Below are 16,965 nucleotides of genomic sequence, written 5' to 3' on the forward strand. Positions count from 1 at the left end.
CCGGTGACGCCGGTTCCAATCGCCGCCGACACCGGGCCGCACCGGGACCGCACCGGGCTCAGGAGTCGACGAAGTCGTCGGGGACCATCACCCGCAGGCCGTTGGGGATGGTGCGGATCGTGATCGGGGTCATCAGGCGGACCTCGCCGTCGACGTCGGCGGCCATCGGCGGGTCGGTCTCCAGGTGCATCTCGCGCCCCACCACGAAGGGGCCTCCCGCCAGGCTGCGCCAGCGGCCGCTGCCGGCGCGGACCATGGTCTCCAGCAGCAGGCGCAGGCGCTTGCCCGAGCCGAGCTGGTACGCGACCAGGAGCCCGTTGTCGATGCTGATGTCCCTGGCGACCTGCCAGCCGCCGTGGAAACGGCCGTTGGCGATGTTGAGCTGGTGGGTGAGCAGCTCGTGGCGGCGCCCGTCCACGGTGAGGAAGGCACGGAACGGCCGGTGGCCCGGCAGGATCGTGAGGGCCGTGAGCGGGTAGGCGGCGCGGCCGAGAAGACGCTTCACCCCGTGCCTGACCTTGCCCGCCACCTCCACGGAGACCCCGAAACTGGCCAGGTTGGCGAACTCGCGGTCTCCGGCCACGCCCAGGTCGATGTCGGCGACCTTCCCCGTGCGCAGCACCCGGATCGCTCCGGCGAGGTCGAGGGGGACGCCCAGGCTTCGGACGAAGTTGTTGGTCGTGCCCAGGGGCAGCACGCCCAGGGCGACGTCGCGGTGGGCGACGTGCTTGACGGCGGCGCTGAGCGTGCCGTCGCCGCCCCCCACGACGAGCAGGTCGGGCTCGGAGGCGAGGGCCTCCTCCAGGGTGGCGCGCAGGCGCTTGGGGTCGACCACCGGCAGGAAACGGATCGAGTCGAACCCCTCGGCCCGCAGCGCGCGGACCACGGCGGCGTAGTGGCGCCGGCCTCGGCGCGAGCGCGTGTTGACGACCACGCAGACCCTGCCCTTGGTCCGGATGGCCTCGGTGTGCTCGGCCTTGCTTCGAAGCTCTCCCACGCTGCCCCTGTCCGATCGGATGGTCGCCCGTTCAAATGGTAGGGCCCCGCCGTCGATGACGGCGGGGCCCTACCGATTGTGGGATCTCGTTTACCTTGCCGGCCGGTGCCCCTACTTCTTGGGCGGGGTGACCTGCACGATCGCGCCGAGGTCGCCGGGGAGCGGGGTGATCAGCTTGAGCTTCACGCCCAGCGCCTTACCCTCGTCACCGGGGTTGCCCGAGCCGAGGACGTGGCCGTTGCCCATGTCGGTCCCGTACAGCTCGGTGGCCGGGGTGCCGTCGGCGTTGACGATCCGGGTGCTGTAGGGCTGGTCGCCCTCGGACGGGACGACCGTGGAGGCGTCGAAGTCGCGGTAGAACAGGCTGGTGCCGCGCGCCTCGAACCCGGGGTACCAGGTCTTCGCGTCGGTGAACTCGGAGACCCCCTTCTGCGCGGCCACCTTGGTGCAGTACTCGCTGAAGGGCTCACCCGGCCCCTCGAAGCACTCGGTGAAGGGGTAGGTCTTGGCGAAGGAGAAGGCGGCGTTCGAGCTCTGCACGCGGCCGCTCATGTTCTTGAGCGTGGTGGTGTCCTTCGCGGCCGCCGCTCCGGTCCGCCGCAGCGGGTCGAAGTGGGAGTCGACGAGGAGCAGGCTGCCCTTGGAGCCGATGCTCGGCGCCAGGTCGAGGTTGTTCGCCACCGAGTTGTTGGTGTAGTTGGAGTCGCGGAACCACACGAGCAGGCCGGGGGCGTTGTACTTGACCTTCTCCACCTTCCAGGAGCCCTCACGGGAGTAGTTGGTGGCGTAGGTGTACTGCAGGCCCTTGTCGAACCCGTCGAGGTTGCGCCACTCGGCCAGGTAGAACCGGGAGACCTCGCGCTTGCCGTCGTTGACGACCCAGCCCTTGCCGGTGGTGCCGTTGAAGGTGCCGCCGTTCGCCGTCCAGCCGGCGGCACCGCTCTCCAGGTCGTCGCTCCAGACGGTCTGGGCGCCGTTGGTGAGCGCGAAGTCGTCGACGTGCCAGCCGCGCGGGGTGTAGGCGGCGTCGGTGTTGTACGTCAGGCGCAGCTTGACGGTCGTACCGGCGAACGGGGTGAGGTCGACGTAGTCGTGCCGCCAGCCGCCGGTGTCACCGGCGAGGCCGTACTTCTTGTTGCCGAACGCGGCCAGGTTGCCGTTGGGGTCGGGGTAGTCGTCGCCGGTGGAGACCAGGGCGCCGCCCTCGGTGTAGACCTTCTGCTGGGCCCAGGTCGTGCCGCCGTCCGTGGAGACCTCGACGAAGCCGAAGTCCCAGTCCTCCTCGATCTCGTAGTTGTTCCACATCCAGAACTTCAGGTCGCTTCCCGCGGGCACCTGGACGTCACGGCCGATCTTGACGTTCGCCCACTCCTGGTCGAAGTTGGACCAGAACGTCTTGGTGCCGCTGTGCGGCTCGACCATCGTCACCGGAGAGCTCGTCAGGTTCACCCTGACGCCGTCCTGGGTGAGCTTGGGCGTGCGCGAGGCCTGGCCGATCGTCACCAGCCCTGCGCGGTCGCCCGGGTCGAAGACCTTGGGGTTGGCCCAGCCGAGGACCCACTTGCCCCAGAGGCTCATGTGGGTGGGCATCGACTGGAAGATCGGGCCGCTGTGCGAGCCGCTGGACATCAGGTCCCAGAAGTCGACGGCCGAGGAGGCCTGGCCGCTGGTGTCGTACAGGTCGGGAAGACCCAGGTCGTGGCCGTACTCGTGGGCGAAGACGCCGACGCCGGAGTCCTCGGGCTGCACAATGTAGTTGGAGATCTTCACGTTCTGGCCGGGCACCTGGTAGCCGCCGGCCACCGCGCTGGAGTGCGCCCAGATCGCGTAGGTGCCCTCGGCGCCGCCGTCGGAGGACTTGTCCTTGCCCGCGTGGACCAGGACGAGGTGGTCGATCACGCCGTCGGGCTCGGCGAAGTTCCCGTCACCGTCGGCGTCGCCGACGTCCTCGAGGTCGTAGTCGGCCCACGGGAAGTTCGGGTCGGAGGCGGCGAGGGCGTTCACCGCGTCGATGGCGAGCTGGCCGGCCCCGCGCGGGTTGTCCGGGTGGCCGCTCATGTCCTGCACCGGCTGGCCGCAGGCACGCGCGCCGTAGTAGGCCTCGGAGTGCGGGACCTTGATCCACGGGCTGGCCTGGCCGGTGACCGTGTAGGCGCCCTTGGACATCTCCTCGTACATGTTCTTCATGGTGTAGCCGGAGATGTCGATGCCCTTGCGGCCGTCGCGGGGGTCGGTCAGGTCGGTGCGGACGCGCTGGGTGATGCCCTGCTTGCTGTAGAGCATCTTGTTGAAGTGGTCGGGGCTGAAGTCGGGCACCCAGAAGCTGTTGTTGTCCTTGTGCGGCAGGGTGGCCGGGTTGGGGATCCTGTTGTGCAGCGGGCCGTTGAGCAGCGTGCCCGGCGGCTCGGTGACGCACTCGGCCGGGTCCTCGCTGTTCACGTCGGCCGGGCGGGAGAAGCCGGAGAAGTCGTCGTTGGCCTTGTCGTCGAACTCCACCAGCAGCGTGAGGAGCTTGGCCGTCTTGACGGTCTTCGACTTCTTGAAGATGAAGTCGGCGGGGTTGATCCCTGTCCTGATCGCCTGCGCCTCGCGGGCGGCCAGCACCCGCGCGGCCACCGGGTTGCCCTGCGAGTACTTCTCGGCGATCTTCTTGGAGGGACCGGCCTTGCGCGCCTTGGCCGAAGGAACGGCGGGGTCCTTGACCTCCGGCTCGTCCCTCGGAGGCGCGTAGTTGATGTAGTAGTCGGCCGCGGTCGGCTCGTACCGCGCGACCGAGGTGTCGCTCTCGGCCGACGCACCGCTCACGGCCAATCCCGTGACGGCCAGGCCGAGCACGGGGACTATCGCGAGAAGGCGCCTGCGAGCGCTCCCGCTCCTGACTCTGCCGGACAACGTGTCCCCTTCCTGCCGCCCGGGTTCACCGGACGCGTCCACCACCGGCGCGCCGTATGAGCGCGCCGAACGGGGACGTTAGACGAGAAAGTAAAGGAAGAGTCAAGAGACCAAATGATGTTGCGAAACTGCAATAAAACGCGTTTTGTCCGGAGAAGGCACGTTGGCATAGGCCGTAAAGTCCAATATGTGACCGCAATCTCCGCACTCGCCGCCGCGCTCGCACCGGAGAAGGTGCTGACCGATCCCGACGTGACCGACTCCTACGCGCGTGACCGGACCTTCCTGGAGCCGGGCAAACCGCTCGCCGTGGTGCTCGCCCACACCAGGGACGACGTGGTCGCCGTGATGAGATGGGCCACCGAGCACCGGGTGCCCGTCGTCCCCAGGGGCGCCGGGACCGGGCTGGCGGGCGGGGCGACCGCCGTCGAGGGATGCGTCGTGCTCGCGCTGCACAGGATGGCGGCGATCAGGGAGCTCTCCCCCGCCGACGAGATGGCCGTGGTCGAGCCGGGCGTCATCACCGCCGACCTGGACCGGGCCGCCCGCGAGCACGGGCTGATGTACGCCCCCGACCCCTCCTCGTACGAGATCTCCACCATCGGCGGCAACCTCGCCACCAACGCGGGCGGGCTGCGGTGCGTGAAGTACGGCGTGACCCGCGACTCGGCGATGGGCCTGGAGGTCGTGCTCGCCGACGGGCGGGTGATCAACACCGGCAGGCGCACGGTGAAGGGCGTGACCGGATACGACCTGACCGGGCTGTTCGTCGGCTCCGAGGGCACCCTCGGAGTGATCACCGCGGCGACGGTGCGGCTGCGCAGGGCGCCTTCGGTCTACCCGGCGACGATCGCGGCCGAGTTCACCTCGCTCAGGGACGCCGCGGCCGCCGTCTCGGCGATCATCGCGGCCGGATGCCAGCCGTCGCTGATGGAGATGCTCGACCGCAACACGCTCAAGGCCATCGACGACTGGCGGAACATCGGGCTTGAGGAGTCGACCAGGGCGATGCTGATCGCGCAGTCGGACGCGGCCGACGGGCCCGTCGTCTCCGAGCGGATGGCCGAGCTCTGCACCGCCAACGGAGCGGCCTTCGTCGCGGTGTCGTCGTCGGCGCAGGAGGCCGAGGAGCTGATCGGGGTCCGGCGGATGGCCTACCAGGCGAAGGAACGGCTGGGCAAGTGCCTGGTGGAGGACGTGTGCGTGCCGCGTTCCTCGCTGCCGTACATGATCGAGAAGATCGAGGCGATCGCCGTCAAGCACGACGTGCTGATCACCACGGTCGCGCACGCGGGCGACGGCAACCTGCACCCGGTCTTCATCTTCGACCACGCCCTGACCGAGCCACCGCCGCAGGTGTGGGCGGCGGCCGACGAGCTCTTCAGGGAGACCCTGGAGATGGGGGGCACCCTCACCGGCGAGCACGGCGTCGGGCTGCTCAAGCGGCGCTGGCTCGCGCTGGAGACCGGCCCGGTCACCGAGGAGATCCACCACGGGATCAAGCAGGTCTTCGACCCGCTCGGCATCCTCAACCCGGGCAAGGCGATCTGAGCGGGCCTTTGAGGGGACCTGCCCCGGATTCCCCGCCTCCCCGGTCGTCGCGGCGCGAGATCGCGAGAGCTCCGAGGCACGGCGTCGACGGCGTCATGGGATCCCGGAGTAACCCGGGCCTCCACCCCCGAGGGGATCTCCTTCACCGTTCACGCTGGTAGCGTTCTGCCCCATCTAAACCTTTTTTGGGTTTTGTTCGGGGACATCGTGTTCGGGGGGACATCGTGACGGCGCCGCTCATCGAGGGGGATCCACCGCGACTGGGCCCGTTCGAGCTGATCGGACGGCTCGGCGAGGGCGGCCAGGGAGTCGTCTACCTCGGGCGGGGGCCCGAGGGCGAGCAGGTCGCCGTCAAGCTCCTGCACCACGGGCTGGTCGGCGACCCCGAGGCCAGAGCCCGCTTCCTGCGCGAGGTGTCGGTCGCGCAGCGGGTCGCCAGGTTCTGCACCGCCGCCGTGCTCCACGCCGACCTCGCCGGCAGCCGCCCGTACATCGTGAGCGAGTACGTCCCAGGCCCGTCCCTGCGCCTGCTGGTCGACCGAGAGGGTCCCCGGCGCGGCGCGTCCCTGGAACGTCTAGCCGTCAGTACGGCCACCGCGCTGTCGGCGATCCACCGCGCGGGCATCCTGCACCGCGACTTCAAGCCCGCCAACGTGCTGATGGGGCCCGAGGGCCCGGTGGTGATCGACTTCGGCATCGCCAGGGCACTGGACGCGCCGGGGATGACGGCGACCGGTGTCGCGATGGGGACCCCCTCCTACCTCGCGCCCGAGCAGCTCGGCCCCGGCGAGGTGACACCCGCGGCCGACGTGTTCGCCTGGGGCGTCACGATGGTCTTCGCCGCGACCGGCAGCCCCGCGTTCGGCCAGGACTCCATCGCGATCGTGATCAACCGGATCCTGAACGCGCAGCCGGAACTGGGCACGCTTGAGGGACCGCTGCGCGACCTGGTCGCGGCCTGCCTGTCCAAGGACCCCGCCTCGCGCCCCACCGCCGAACAGCTCGTCAGCCACCTGATGGGCGCGGCCCCCACCGGCCCCGTCCCGCACCCGGCCGCCCTCCCCCATCTCGGCCCCGCACCCGGCGCCACTGCCGCGACCGGTCCCGGTTCCGCTCCCGCCACCGGCCCCACGTCCGCGACGCCCCCGCGACCGGGCGTACAGGGCGGGTACGGCCCACCACACCAGGCCGGACCGAACCAGGGCGGGCCATCACAGACCGGACCGTCGCCGGGCGGATCAGGTCCGAACGGTCCCGATCTCCACGCAAGAAAGAGGCCCCGGCCCGCAGGGCTCCTGCTCGCCGGAGTGGCGGTCGTGGCCGCGCTCGGCGCGACCGCGGGGGCCGTGGTGCTCTTCCAGGACAACGGGAAGGCCGCGGCGACGCGGCCGGCGGCGACCCCCACCGCGTCGGAGGTCACGGAGCCGGAGCCCGATCCGACGCTCGTCCCCGAGGTTCCGAAGGAGTCCTCCCAGCCCTCGGAAAGGGTTTCCGAGGCGGAGGAGAGAACCGAGACGGCCCCCGCGATCACGTCCTCTCCGTCCCGGCGCACCGCGCGGCCGTCCCCCCGGCCGGACGAGGATCCGGCCGGGGGGACGGAGAAGCCGACGGCGAAACCCGACAACTCCCCCGCACAGACTCCAGGACCGACGACCTCGCCGCAGCCGAGCGCCCCCTCCAAGCCCTCGCCGTCCCCGACACCCACGGCGAAACCGACGGCGAAACCCACCACCGAGCCACCGCGGAGGCCCAACCCCCACACGGCCACCGGCGTCTGCGGCGGCGGCTACAAGGTGATCAACTCCAGGGCGCTGGGCAACGCGGCGACCGTCTATCTCCTCTACAACGCCGCCCAGGGCAAGAACTGCGTCGTCACGATGGCCCGATACGTGACCTCCTCCAAGGTCGCGATGAACGCGATCCTCCAGGTGAAGGGCGGCTCCGCCGCTAGCGACCCCGGTAAATTCACCGCCTACGCGGGTCCCGTACGGCTTCCCGCCGGGAAGAAGTGCGTGATCTGGGGCGGTTCGTACGGATCACGGTCCTGGAAGAGCGGCTGGAGCCACTGCGGCTGAGCACGGGGGATCCCGGCTTCGTCGGCTTCCGTTTCATCCGGTCCGGCCGACTCCGGTCGTTTCCACCACCTCGCGCATGCATTTCGCCCAAGAGCAGCGGAAACCGGACATTGTGGCGTTCAGCGGGAAACGACTTGCGCGTGGACTCCGGGCAGGTCGTCGAACCCGGCGGACGAATCCATCGTGATCACGGTCCTCGCGGTGGCGGCCGCCGTCGCGGCGATCAGCAGATCGTACGCTCCCCGTGCCTTCCCCGAGCGGCGCACATCGGCCAGGAGGCGAGCGTGCACCTTGGCGACGTCCACCGTGTACTCCTCGACCGGTATCAACGCCAGAACCTCGTCCACGAAGGCCTGTCGCCCGGGACGACGCGCCGCATCCGCCAGCTCCACACCGACGAGCAGCTCGGCCACGGTGATCGCGGCGATCGCCACATCGTCGGCATCCCCGATCACCGCGTCCACGGCGGCCTTGCCCCGCTCCGCCGCGATCAGTACGCCGGTGTCCAGGATCAGGCGTCGGGCCACGTGCTCCTCATCTCGTCGTCGACCGCCTCCCTGGCCATCGCGACATCGGCCTCGAAGTCGGCGTCCAGCGTCTCCGCGGCCCTGGCCAGGAAGGCTTTGACCATACGCCCCGGCGCCGCGGGCGCGGGACCGATTACCGCGATCCGTTTACCTCCGCGAGTGACCACGATCGTCTCCCCCCTCTCAGCCTCGTCCAGAACGACCGCGAAGCTCCGAGACGCCTCAGTGGCAGTCATCACCTTCATGAAATCAGACTATCTGATTTTTAGCAGGAATCGCCTCGCCTCGGCATCCAGCCAACAGGGCGGCGGCCTGGAAGTGAACGCGCTGGAAAAAGCTGGATTCTCACCACATCCCCGGCAAACCAGCTGGGTCCGCTGGGAGTCATAGGAAGAGCACATATTCCCTCCCTTCGGAGCCTCCCCTTGCTCAAGAACCTCCTCGTGTCGGCGGCCCTGGTCGGCAGTGCCCTGATCGCACCGGCCGCCGTAGCCCTGCCCGCCTCGGCGGCAACCCTCCACGCCCAGGCCCCCGCCGTTTCAGCGGGTAGTCACGCCGCCTGCCAGTACCGACAGGACAAGCAGGTCTGGCGGTGCATCACCCCCGGTGCCTTCTGCCCGAAGGCCGCACGCGGAAAGTACGGGTACGCCAAGGTCACCAACCGCAAGTACCGGTGCCTGTACAAGAACAGCGACCCGTACTGGCGCTGGCGGCGCGCCTGATCCCTGAGACACAGGAGAGCGCCGATCCCCATGCAGGGGATCGGCGCTCTCCGGCGTTCCAGCCCGTCAGCAAAGTGACCATCCTGCGGTCTTCGGGGTTCCTCCGGACACCGGCGGGGCGTCGTCTCGGGGATAGCGTCTCCGCACGAGCCGCGGAACGCCCGTCCACTCCCCCGGGAGGCTCACACCGGGACGCGGTCCCCTTCTCGCACACGCTTCACGAGGTCGTCGGCGGCCTCCGGCCAGCGGGCGTGGTCGAAGGTGAAGCCCGCTTCGAGCAGACGGCCGGGGACGACCCGGCGGCTCTTCAGCAGGAGTTCGGTGTCCGAGCGCAGCACGAACGCACCGAGCCCGGCCATCCACCTCGTCGCGGGCAGGCCGACCCGGATCCCCCACGCCGCGCGCAGCGCGCGCATGAAGGCGCGCTGCGGCAGCGGCTCGGGGGCGGCGAGGTTCACCGGCCCGGCGAGGTCGTCCCGCTCGGCCAGGAACTCGACGGCGCGGACGAAGTCGCGGTCGTGGATCCAGGACATGTACTGCGCGCCACCCGCGATCGGACCGCCGAGCCCGAGCCGCGTCATCCGCAGCAGGACGTCGAGGACACCGCCGCGATCGGGACTCATCACCATCGCGGTACGCAGGGCGACCTTGCGCGTGTGCGGGGTTTCGGCCCGTTCCTGCTCCCGCTCCCACGCTTTCGCGATCTCGACGCTGTAGGCCCAGTAGTCCGGGACACCGGGTTCGCCGCCGCCGATCACACCGGTCGCCTCGTCGTTGGGCGCGTCGAAGCGGTGCGCGTAGACGGTGGCGGTGCTCATCTGCAACCAGACCCGGGGAGGTCGCGCGGCGGCGGCGATCGCCTCGCCCACGACCCGGGTGGAGTGCACGCGCGAGTCCATCATCGCCCTGAGGTTGGCGGCGGTGTAGCGGCAGTCGACGCTGCGCCCCGCCAGGTTGACCACGACGTCGCTGCCGTCGATCTCCCGCGTCCAGGGCCCCAGGGTCTCCCCGTCCCAGCGCACGTCGCGCTCCCGCACCGGCCGCCTGGTCAGCACCACGACGTCATGTCCTGCGGCGGTCATCGCACGATCCAGGATCGCGCCTACCTGACCGCTTCCTCCGGGTATCACTATTTTCATTCGGACTCCCCAGAACGTGTGAGGCCAGCCTAGCGCGGCACGCTGAACGCGTTCAAAAGCGGTCGCCCACCGACGGATTCGGGTGCGAGTCAGGAGACGACCGAGCTGCGGCGCTCGATCAGTACGACGTCACGCCAGACGCCGTGGTGGCGTCCGATCCGCTCACGGATGCCGATCACCCGGAACCCGGCGCGTGCGTGCAGGGCGAGGCTCGCGGTGTTCTCGGGGAAGACGCCGGATTGGATCGTCCAGATCCCGGCGGCCTCGGTGGAGGCGATCAGTGCCGCGAGCAGCGCGGAGCCGACACCGCGTCCTCGGGCCTCGGGGTGGACGTAGACCGAGTGCTCCACCACCCCGGCGTACGCGCACCGGTCGGAGACCGCCGTCGCCGCGACCCAGCCCAGCACCCGGTCACCGTCCCGATCGCTGTCGGTGTCGCTGTCGGTGTCGGTGTCGGTGTCGGTGTCGGTGTCGACGGCGACGTGACTGTGGGCGGGCAGCTTGGCCGCCACAAAGTGTTCCCAGGTCGGGACGGCGGTTTCGAAGGTCGCCTGGCCTTCGTCGATGCCAAGTCGGTAGATGTCCAGCACCTGCGCGCCATGCCTCGCGGTCATGGCCGTGACGCGTGGCCCCGCAGTGGTGGTCATGCCCGGCCTGCGGCGGGGACCAGTTCGGCCAGCAGCGCGCGAACCCTGGCATCGATCTCGTCGCGGATGAGGCGTACCTGCTCGACGCCCTGACCGGCCGGGTCGGCCAGCTGCCAGTCCAGGTAGCGTTTGCCGGGGAAGATCGGGCAGGCGTCGCCGCAGCCCATGGTGACGACCACGTCGGCGGCCTGGACTGCCTCGCCGGTGAGCGGTTTGGGGAACGCGCGGGTCAGGTCCAGGCCGAGCTCGTCCATGACCGTGATGACGGCCGGGTTGATGGAGTCGGCGGGGGCGGATCCGGCCGAGCGGACGGTGACACTTCCGGCGGCGTGGTGCTCCAGCAGGGCGGCGGCCATCTGGGAACGTCCGGCGTTGTGCACGCAGACGAACAGAACCTCGGGAAGGGTGGACATGAAGGCTCCTTGAAAGCGGGCGGCGGCCCGTAGCCGGTCGAAGGACAGGGACAACAGAGGTTCTCGGCTCACGCGCGGGCGAGGCGGTGGCGCAGGGCCAGGGAGAGGTAGACCAGCGCGAGCAGGACGGGCACCTCGATCAGCGGGCCGACCACCCCGGCCAGGGCCTGGCCGGAGGTGACGCCGAAGGTGGCGATCGCGACCGCGATGGCGAGTTCGAAGTTGTTGCCCGCCGCGGTGAACGCCAGCGTCGCGGTGCGCGCGTATCCAAGACCGACCAGGTGGCCCAGGGCGAAGGCACCGACCCACATGAGCGCGAAGTAGACCAGCAGCGGCAGCGCGATCCGCGCGACGTCGAGCGGCTTGGAGGTGATCGCGTCGCCCTGCAGGGCGAACAGGATCACGATGGTGAACAGCAGACCCCACAGCGCCACCGGACCGATCTTCGGCAGGAAACGGGTCTCGTACCAGGTGCGGCCCTTGGTCTTCTCCCCCAGGCGGCGAGTGAGGTATCCGGCCGCCAGCGGGATTCCGAGGAAGATGAGCACGGAGCGGGCGATGTCCCAGGTGGACACGTCCAGCGCGGCGGCGGGCAGGCCGAGCCGGCCAGGCAGCGCGACCAGGTAGAACCAGCCGAGCCCGGCGAAGGCGATCACCTGGAAGGCGCTGTTGAGCGCGACCAGCACGGCGGCGGCCTCCCGGTCCCCGCAGGCCAGGTCGTTCCAGATGACGACCATGGCGATACACCGGGCCAGCCCGACGATGATCAGGCCGGTGCGGTAGTCGGGCAGGTCTGGCAGGAAGAGCCAGGCCAGGGCGAACATCAGCGCGGGACCGGCCACCCAGTTCAGCACCAGCGAGGTGACCAGCAGCCGCCGGTCACCGGTCACCGTCTCCAGCCGGTCGTAGCGGACCTTGGCCAGCACCGGATACATCATCACCAGCAGGCCCAGCGCGATCGGCAGCGAGATGCCGTCGACCTGCACGACCTCCAGGGCGGCGCCCAGACCGGGGATCGCCCGGCCCGCCACCAGCCCGGCGGCCATCGCGGCGGCGATCCAGACCGGCAGCCACCGGTCCAGCCTCGACAACCGCACCGGCGGCACCGCTTCGGTCCCCGCCGGGGCGGACGGTGCCTGCGCGGCGCCGCTCACGCCATCGCCGGCATGCGCGGCCCCAGGATCGCCGACAGCCGCGCCAGCACACCCGGGTTGACCCAGTAGTAGACCCAGGTGCCGCGCCGTTCGCAGTCGATCAGCCCGGCCTGGCGCAGCACCTTCAGGTGGTGGCTGATGGTCGGCCCGGTCAGCTCGAAGGCACCGGTCAGGTCGCATACGCACGCCTCGCCGCCCTCGTGGCAGGCGATCAGCGACAGCAGCCGCAGCCGCACCGGATCGGCGATCGCCTTGAACAACGGCGCCAGCTCCTCGGCCTCGGCCGCGTTCAGCGGCTCGCACGCCAGCGGCGCGCAGCATGCCTGCCCGGCCTCGTCGGTCCCGGCCAGGTCCACGATCGGCAGCGCTTGTTTCGACATAGCTCTAAGTTGACAGATCTCTAAGCACCATTGCAAGCTGGCGACACCCGCTGAATAGATATTCATCGAAACAACGATGCGGGCGGTGACCGCCACCACCCGCCGGAACCTCCTGGAGGACCACCATGTCCCGTGTCCAGCTCGCCCTGCGCGTCTCCGACCTGGAGGGCTCGATCGCCTTCTACTCCAAGCTGTTCGGCGTGGAACCCGCCAAGCGCCGCCCCGGTTACGCCAACTTCGCCATCGCCGAGCCGCCACTGAAGCTGGTGCTCCTGGAGGGTGAGGAAGGCCACGACACCCGCCTGGACCACCTGGGCGTCGAGGTCACCGACACCGCCCAGGTGGAGGCGGCCACCCGGCGCCTGAAGGACGCCGGGCTCGCCACCTTCGAGGAGAACGACACCTCCTGCTGCTACGCCCTGCAGGACAAGGTGTGGGTGACCGGTCCCGGCGCCGAGCCGTGGGAGGTGTACGTGGTCAAGGCCGACGCCGACGTCCTGGGCAAGTCCGCGACCGCCGACCAGGACCCCGCGGCCCCGTGCGCCTGCGGCCCGACTGCGGAACAGGCCCCGGACCAGCCGGTCGGCGCCGCGGCGAGCACCGGCTGCTGCTGACGAACCACCGAGAGATCACCCTGCCTGCCACAACGCGCGACAACCCCGCCAGGAACCACACGGCCGGCCGCGGCAGAAAGCGACAGCGGAAGGGATGATGTGAATCTGGGTGGGATGCCGACCCGGCGCTGATGGAGTGGTTTCTCGGCGGGCAAGCACCGCGGATGCGAAAAGACTCCGCCGCTTCTCCGGCGCAGGCCCGACGGGGGCCCGGCGGGGCCCCGGCGCCTGGGGTTCGATCGTGAGAGAGAACTCAGGGCGCTGGGGTTCAACCGCCCTGAGCGTAAGGTGCCGCTCCGGCCCCCGCCCAGCCCGGTCGTCATCGCCACCGTGTGCACGATGCCCGAGGAGCTCGGAAGTCATTAGGTTCGAGCCGTCAGCGCAGGCGGCCCGCGCAGCGGCTGGCGCCCGGCCGGCGTCGGCGGGTCCACCCCCTCGCCTCTTGCCGCACCTCAGCAGAGGCATAACCGTGTGCCGAACAGGCCCGCGCGCAGGCCGGGCTCTGCGCGTCCGTAACGCGCCCTGCCACCGGCGCCACGGCAGTGAAAAGCGCCCTCCGCCCCAGAAGCTACGGCAGCACCGGCAACGACACCGCCGTTTGGGGTCTTCTCGGAGCGGGTTTGGGTCATTTCACCAGTTGCGCGGCAGGACGCAACCATGGATAGTGACTTTAAGTGATCATATGAACCGTATATGTGACCGTTGGATGTCTCCAGTACCAGTGCCAGTCCCGTCGTTGACCAGAGCGACGGCGTCGCGTCGTTTTCGATCCCGCTGCTGTTGCCCAGAGCGTCGCGTTGAGCGGCTCGACGCCGACCCACCCGAGAAAGGACCCCATGACCCCCCTGACCACCCCGGTCTCCAGCCTCACCGCGACCGAGATCGAGCAGACCGTCACCCTGGTACGCGAGGCCGGCCTGGCCGGCGAGAGCGTCCGCTTCGTCTACATCGGCCTACTCGAACCACACAAACAGCAGGTACTCGCCTTCCAGGCCGGCACCGGGCCAAGGCCCGACCGCCAGGCGCGGGTACTGCTGCTCGACACCACGACCGGCGACGCCCGAGACGTCAGCGTCGACCTCACCACCGGCGCGGTCGCCACGATCGTCGATGTCGACGGCTCTCGCGGCGCGATGCCGATCATGGACGAAGAGTTCATGTCGGTCGAGGGAATCCTCGCCCAGGAACCGGCCTGGGTCGAGGCGCTGGCCAGGCGCGACCTGACCACCGAGCAGGTCAGATGCGCGCCGCTGTCAGCCGGCGTCTTCGGCCTGCCCGGCGAGAAGGGCAGGCGGATCATCCGGGTGCTCTGCTTCGCCACGCTCGACCCCGACGCCCACGTCTGGGCACACCCGGTGGACGGGCTGAGCGCCTACGTCGACCTGATCGAGAAGAAGGCGACCGAGGTCATCGACATCGGTATCTTCCCGCTGCCGCAGGAGCCGAGCACGTTCCACCTGCCGCAGGGGCGCCCGGCACCGTTGGAGACCCTGAAACCCATCGAGATCACCCAGCCCGACGGGCCGTCGTTCCAGGTCCAGGGCGATCGGATCACCTGGGCGAACTGGTCTTTGCACTTCGGCTTCGACGCCCGCGAAGGCCTGGTGCTCCACCATGTGGCCTACACCGACCCCGACCACGACGGCGAGCTGCGGCCGGTCATCTATCGCGCCTCCATCGCAGAGATGGTCGTGCCCTACGGCGACCCGGCGCCGGTCCGCTTCTGGCAGAACTACTTCGACGCCGGCGAATACCTCTTCGGCCGGTATGCGAACTCGCTCACCCACGGCTGCGACTGTCTCGGCGAGATCCACTACGTCGACGTCGACCTGGCCGACGAACTCGGCAACGTGCAGCAGATCCCCAACGCGATCTGCCTGCACGAGGAGGACTACGGCACGCTCTGGAAGCACACCGACATCTACACCCCCAACTCGGCCGAGGTCCGCCGCCAGCGCCGTCTGGTGATCTCCTTCTTCACCACGGTCGGCAACTACGACTACGGCTTTTTCTGGTACCTCTACCTCGACGGCAGGATCGAGTGCGAGGCCAAGCTCACCGGCATCCTGTTCACCACGGCCTACCGCGGGCTACGAGAATGGCCCTACGCCGGCGAGGTAGCGCCAGGCCTGGGCGCCCCGTTCCACCAGCACCTGTTCAGCGCCCGCCTCGACATGATGGTCGATGGCGTCTGCAACGCGGTCGACGAGGTCGACGCGGCCCGGGTGCCGCTCTCATCGGAAAACCCGTACGGCAACGCCTTCAGCTACACCCGGACCCGGATCGCCAGCGAGGCCCAGGGGGTACGCAGCGCGGACGCCTCGGTCGGGCGGACCTGGCACATCGTGAGCACCGAGCGCACCAACCGGCTCGGCCAGCCGACCGGCTACGTCCTGCGCACCGAGCAGAACCCGACCCTGCTGGCCGACCCCTCCTCCTCAATCGCCGCCCGGGCGGCGTTCACCACCCGAGAACTGTGGATCACCCGCTACGCGTCCGAAGAGCGATATCCGGCAGGCGAGTTCGTCAACCAGAACCCGGGCGGCGACGGCCTACCGGCGTATGTCGCGGGCGACCGCCCCCTGGACGGTGAAGACATCGTGCTGTGGCACACCTTCGGCGTGACCCACTTCCCGCGACCTGAGGACTGGCCGGTGATGCCGGTCGACCATGCCAGATTCTCGTTGACGCCCTATGGGTTCTTCGACCGCAACCCCACACTGAACGTGCCCGCCGACACGGCCAGGCACCACGGCGGACCCTGTCACCACGGCGCCTGAGAGGCGCAGACGGAGCAGGTGGTGGCCGGGCGCTGCTTCCGGCGGTGCTCGGGGCCCCCATGCCAATCTCCTCTCAACGAGTGGCACAAGAATCCAAGAACCCGCCTCCACAAGACCAGGGGCACACCACTGTGTCCCGGCTCAATGAAGGTGGCACGGCCAAGGGCTTTCGAGCTGGACGCGTGCCACTTTCACTGAGTCAGAGCAGTCAGTAGGCGCACTGGACGACGACGTCGTCGAGTTCGGCGCGTGGGGCGAACTGGTGGTTGAAGGCCTTTGCCACGGTCAGCCGCAGCACGACATCGGAGCGCTGCGCGGTCCAGCTCACCGTGTGCAGGCGCCAGCCTGGGTCCACCGTCTGGTCCACCGGTACCGTCTTCAGGGCGATGTAGGTCCAGTCGGCCGGGTTGATGACCTCCAGGTTGAAGGTTGCCGCGGCGTTGCGCAGGTCCAGCCAGACGCCCGCGGTACAGCGGGCGCCGGGGTGGGCGGGCACCGGGGTGAGGAAGATGGTCCGGCCGATCGCGCACCACCCGCCGGTGTTGCTGACGCGCAAGCCGGCCATGCCGGTGCCGGTACGGGGCGAGGCGATCCCGACGCTCTGGAAGTACGGGGTGTCGCAGTCGCCCTGGTCGGTGAACGTCCAGCGGGCGGCCGGGTTCGACGCCGGTTCGAAGCCGTCGGAGAGCTGCCAGATTCCCGCGGACGCGGGCTCGGCCGGGAGGAGTGCCGCTGCGAGGGCGATGGCTGCCGCCATCAGCGTGCGTGGAAGTGCTGAGCGCATAACCAAGCTCCTTGTCAGAGCTAAGACGACAACACTGTCATTTTGCGGCCACTAGGGGCTCGTCCGTAGTTTCCAGACTAAAAACAACACTAAGACGGTGACTCATTTGGCGAGTCGGCGGTAGCAGACAAGGGCTGCGGCGATGGCGACGAAGGATGCGAAGTGAGCGGCCAGGCGTTCATAGCGGCGGTGTACCCGCCTGGACCACCTGGGCGTCGAGGTCACCGACACCGCCCAGGTGGAGGCGGCCACCCGGCGCCTGAAGGACGCCGGGCTCGCCACCTTCGAGG

Annotated in this window: 15 protein-coding genes; 5 read left to right on the forward strand and 10 right to left on the reverse strand. The window is 69.5% G+C overall.

Going from position 1 to position 16,965, the window contains the following annotated elements; genetic code table 11:
* Positions 1–58: 58 nt before the first annotated feature.
* Entirely contained in the window at positions 59–997 is a 939-nt protein-coding gene (locus ABT352_RS09755; RefSeq protein ID WP_350943953.1) for a diacylglycerol/lipid kinase family protein, read from the reverse strand.
* A gap of 111 nt (positions 998–1,108) precedes the next feature.
* Complete coding sequence (locus ABT352_RS09760; protein WP_350943954.1) at positions 1,109–3,802, reverse strand: immune inhibitor A domain-containing protein; 2,694 nt, start codon at positions 3,800–3,802, stop codon at positions 1,109–1,111.
* A gap of 276 nt (positions 3,803–4,078) precedes the next feature.
* Between ABT352_RS09760 and ABT352_RS09765 the strand changes: the two genes are divergently transcribed.
* Together ABT352_RS09765 and ABT352_RS09770 are read left to right on the forward strand one after the other, a co-directional pair.
* The gene (locus ABT352_RS09765) at positions 4,079–5,440 is read left to right on the forward strand and encodes an FAD-binding oxidoreductase (RefSeq protein WP_350943955.1); all 1,362 of its coding nucleotides are present in this window, start codon (positions 4,079–4,081) and stop codon (positions 5,438–5,440) included.
* Positions 5,441–5,664: 224 nt separating this feature from the next.
* The gene (locus ABT352_RS09770; protein ID WP_350943956.1) at positions 5,665–7,515 is read left to right on the forward strand and encodes a protein kinase domain-containing protein; all 1,851 of its coding nucleotides are present in this window, start codon (positions 5,665–5,667) and stop codon (positions 7,513–7,515) included.
* Between the two features lie 119 nt (positions 7,516–7,634).
* On the opposite strand, the gene ABT352_RS09775 is transcribed toward ABT352_RS09770, so the two are convergent.
* Positions 7,635–8,042, reverse strand: a complete 408-nt coding sequence (locus ABT352_RS09775) for a PIN domain-containing protein (RefSeq protein ID WP_350943958.1) — start codon at positions 8,040–8,042, stop codon at positions 7,635–7,637.
* Positions 8,027–8,287: a type II toxin-antitoxin system Phd/YefM family antitoxin gene (locus ABT352_RS09780; RefSeq protein ID WP_350943959.1), complete on the reverse strand. Its 261-nt coding sequence runs from the start codon at positions 8,285–8,287 to the stop codon at positions 8,027–8,029. The genes ABT352_RS09775 and ABT352_RS09780 overlap by 16 nt, the downstream gene beginning before the upstream one ends.
* A 180-nt stretch (positions 8,288–8,467) precedes the next feature.
* On the opposite strand from ABT352_RS09780, the gene ABT352_RS09785 reads away from it, so the two are divergent.
* Positions 8,468–8,764: a hypothetical protein gene (locus tag ABT352_RS09785; protein WP_350943960.1), complete on the forward strand. Its 297-nt coding sequence runs from the start codon at positions 8,468–8,470 to the stop codon at positions 8,762–8,764.
* 182 nt (positions 8,765–8,946) lie between these two features.
* Here ABT352_RS09785 and ABT352_RS09790 read toward each other — a convergent pair whose 3' ends face one another.
* From ABT352_RS09790 to ABT352_RS09810, 5 genes are all read right to left on the reverse strand, one after another.
* Positions 8,947–9,903 carry a TIGR01777 family oxidoreductase gene (locus ABT352_RS09790; protein ID WP_350943962.1) on the reverse strand — a complete coding sequence of 319 codons (957 nt, stop codon included), beginning with the start codon at positions 9,901–9,903 and terminating at the stop codon, positions 8,947–8,949.
* Between the two features lie 89 nt (positions 9,904–9,992).
* Complete coding sequence (locus tag ABT352_RS09795) at positions 9,993–10,517, reverse strand: GNAT family N-acetyltransferase (RefSeq protein ID WP_350943964.1); 525 nt, start codon at positions 10,515–10,517, stop codon at positions 9,993–9,995.
* A 29-nt stretch (positions 10,518–10,546) separates the two neighbouring features.
* On the reverse strand, positions 10,547–10,963 hold the full coding sequence (locus tag ABT352_RS09800; protein ID WP_350943966.1) for an arsenate reductase ArsC: 417 nt from the start codon (positions 10,961–10,963) through the stop codon (positions 10,547–10,549).
* Positions 10,964–11,031: 68 nt separating this feature from the next.
* Positions 11,032–12,117 carry an ACR3 family arsenite efflux transporter gene (arsB, locus tag ABT352_RS09805; RefSeq protein WP_350943968.1) on the reverse strand — a complete coding sequence of 362 codons (1,086 nt, stop codon included), beginning with the start codon at positions 12,115–12,117 and terminating at the stop codon, positions 11,032–11,034.
* Positions 12,114–12,497 (reverse strand): metalloregulator ArsR/SmtB family transcription factor, encoded by a 384-nt coding sequence (locus ABT352_RS09810; RefSeq protein WP_350943969.1) that lies wholly within the window; start codon positions 12,495–12,497, stop codon positions 12,114–12,116. The genes arsB and ABT352_RS09810 overlap by 4 nt, the downstream gene beginning before the upstream one ends.
* A gap of 125 nt (positions 12,498–12,622) precedes the next feature.
* Between ABT352_RS09810 and ABT352_RS09815 the strand changes: the two genes are divergently transcribed.
* Together ABT352_RS09815 and ABT352_RS09820 are read left to right on the forward strand one after the other, a co-directional pair.
* Positions 12,623–13,111: an ArsI/CadI family heavy metal resistance metalloenzyme gene (locus tag ABT352_RS09815; RefSeq protein ID WP_350943971.1), complete on the forward strand. Its 489-nt coding sequence runs from the start codon at positions 12,623–12,625 to the stop codon at positions 13,109–13,111.
* Between the two features lie 836 nt (positions 13,112–13,947).
* Positions 13,948–15,891 (forward strand): primary-amine oxidase, encoded by a 1,944-nt coding sequence (locus tag ABT352_RS09820; protein ID WP_350943972.1) that lies wholly within the window; start codon positions 13,948–13,950, stop codon positions 15,889–15,891.
* 208 nt (positions 15,892–16,099) lie between these two features.
* On the opposite strand, the gene ABT352_RS09825 is transcribed toward ABT352_RS09820, so the two are convergent.
* Positions 16,100–16,675, reverse strand: a complete 576-nt coding sequence (locus ABT352_RS09825; protein WP_350943973.1) for a hypothetical protein — start codon at positions 16,673–16,675, stop codon at positions 16,100–16,102.
* Positions 16,676–16,965: the final 290 nt, after the last annotated feature.

Origin of the sequence: Streptosporangium sp. NPDC000563 (assembly GCF_040299985.1) — a bacterium.
GTDB lineage: Bacteria > Actinomycetota > Actinomycetes > Streptosporangiales > Streptosporangiaceae > Streptosporangium.